This window comes from Rhizobium azibense, from assembly GCF_004342325.1.
GTDB classification, from domain to species: domain Bacteria; phylum Pseudomonadota; class Alphaproteobacteria; order Rhizobiales; family Rhizobiaceae; genus Rhizobium; species Rhizobium etli_B.
In genome coordinates this window covers 1-2,426 of record NZ_SMBJ01000042.1, presented here as the reverse complement: position 1 = coordinate 2,426, position 2,426 = coordinate 1, and the positions used below count along the sequence as shown (strand labels likewise).

The following is a 2,426-nucleotide window of genomic DNA, read 5'->3' as shown; positions in this document are numbered from 1 at the left end:
GCGCGCCCGCTGTCCAGAAGATATTGCCCGAAGGCTGTCGCGTAGACCGTCGACGGCCTGCCTTTGAGATCGGCGGAAAGGCCGCGCAGGCCGCTGGTTCCAAATTTCACGAAGGTTAATCCAATGTTACCGTTTAGCGGGACTTCTAGAGGTTAAGTATTGGCGAGTAAATATCGAGTTTGACGTATAGTTAAATCAGGATCGAACTGGTATTCCCGACCGCTTGCAAGCCTTCCAAGATAATGCTGTCAGCGGCGCCGCTTACCAGCGGCTGGCCTGACAGTCGTTGGGAAGGCAGCGACCTCCGCAATTAACTACCTTTGGCTTATTTCAAACAATCCTCGCGTAAATCGGTATAAGCGGCATAGAAATTTTCTCCGCCCAGAAAGTGAAGCAATACAGACTTCCTTACCGACAATGGCTGGGCGTTCATAAAGAATTGTGTTGCATGCGGTAGCAACATTCATCTAGCAGCAAGCGGAACTGACCCACTATGGCGCAAGGGTTATGATTTCGGAGTTTTAAACATGCATGCATTTCGTGCTGTCTTTCTAGGTTCTGCCGTATTTATCGGCGCCGTGCCAAGTCTTGCTGTCACAGCACTTGCTCAGCAACAGCAAGTACAGCCTGCTTCATCCGAGGGGCAGTTTCGCATCTGGCTCAAGACGCTTGAGGCGGCCGGCGCAAAAGTGACTACGGGCAGCATCCAGTACGACGCGAACAGCGATCTCGCAAAGATCGGAGACCTCGTCATTGCCTGGCCGGCAGGAGCAGCCGCGCAGGGCCAAGGGTCAGGTGTTTCGACCGAGCTCAAGATTGGCAGCCTCAGTCTGAAGGCGTTCACGGTCGGCGGCGACGGGGTGCGGTTCACCGCTGCAGATGCGAATGACATCCGTATCTCAAATACAAACTCCCCTGAAAATGGCGGGTTGACGCTTTCGCACCTTGAGCTCTCGAATGTTTTCCTACCGGCTTTGACGGCGTTCAAGCCGGATGTCACGCGTCCGGTCTCCAGCCAGATCAGCTTTCTGCGCCTGCTTTCGAAAGCCACGATCAACACGATCACTGCAGACGACGCGCACTTTGGCGCCGACTTTTCGATCGATCACGTGACCTTGACGGGCATCTCCGAAGGCAAGATTTCGAAAGCGGAACTCAACGGCACTCGGGCCGCTCTGCCGCCGCTTGCAAGCCCTGATGAGGGCAGGAGCGAATTCAGTTCGACCGCGATCGTCCTCGACAACACCAATCTCGATCCTTACCTGCGCCTGTTCGAGGCGAGCGCATATCTTGAAGCTGGTTCGGCGAGGGCTTGGAACAACCTGATCGACAAAGTGAGCGTAACCGGCGCGCGTGTCGAGCGCGGCGCCTTATCGGCGAGCTTCGACAAGGTGACCCTTGAGGCGTTCAAGGTCCGGCAGTTCGAACAAAACATCACCGACATCTTCGATCGTGCGGCGCTCGACCCGAGTTACATCTCCCAAAACCCGGAGGCAGCCAACCGCTTGTCAGCCGCTATTCGCGGGTCCTTTGCCTTTGAGAGCGCGGGCGTAAGCAAGGCGGACGTCGCCATTCCCACCCAGAGCGGAGTTGCAAAGATAGGCCTGGAGGCAGGGTCGCTTTCCAATCTCACGGCGAGTCACCTGGACCGTGCAAGCTTCGACACATTGAGCTATGCAGATGCAGGCGGGTCGTTCGAGCTTCGGCGGCTCGACTTGAACGGCGTCAATCTTCCGGTACAGCCGACGACGGTTGACCCCGCGAGTCAACCGGTTGCGGCGGCACTTCCGACGGTCGGTGGCGTGACTGCGGCCGGGCTTGACGCTCGTATCGGCGCAGCCCAGTTTGGGTTCGAGAAGTTCGACCTGGCAATGTCCTACTTCATTGGCGCCACGCCCACGAATGTGAAGGCGGCGGTCGATCACCTGAAGTTTGTGGTCGATCAGGTGACCATACCTGGCCTGAGAGATACGCTGGTCAACTTCGGCTATAAAGATGTCGATCTCTCGCTCAGGCTCTCGGGGGCGTGGCGAGATTCCGCTTCTGCCGTCGCCTTCGACAACATTGCGTTGACGGGTGCCGCCATGGGGACCCTGTCGCTTTCCGGGTCCTTGACCGGGATTACCAGACAGAGCTTCCAAAACCCGAGGACCGTGCTGCCGGCCGAGGCTTCCGCGGGCGGGGTCCAGAATCTCAGAATATCCTTCCAGAACGACTCCCTCTTCGAACGTTTCATCTCGGAAGTGGCAAGACAGAATGGCAAGACCGAAGACGAGCTGAAGAGAATTTTGTCGACGAACATGGCGGCGATCTTGGCGCAGATTGAGTCTCCGGCGACGCGCAACAAGTTTACGCTAGCTGCAGTATCGTTCATCAACAACCCGAAGATATTCGAGGTGATGACGACGACATCGGCGGTCACGCCC

Annotated in this window: 1 protein-coding gene; it reads left to right on the top strand. The window is 57.0% G+C overall.

From position 1 onward, the window contains the following. Nucleotides 1–527 precede the first annotated feature (527 nt). The coding region (locus EV130_RS32375) for a hypothetical protein (protein WP_132662578.1) at nucleotides 528–2,426 on the top strand (1,899 nt) is incomplete at its 3' end.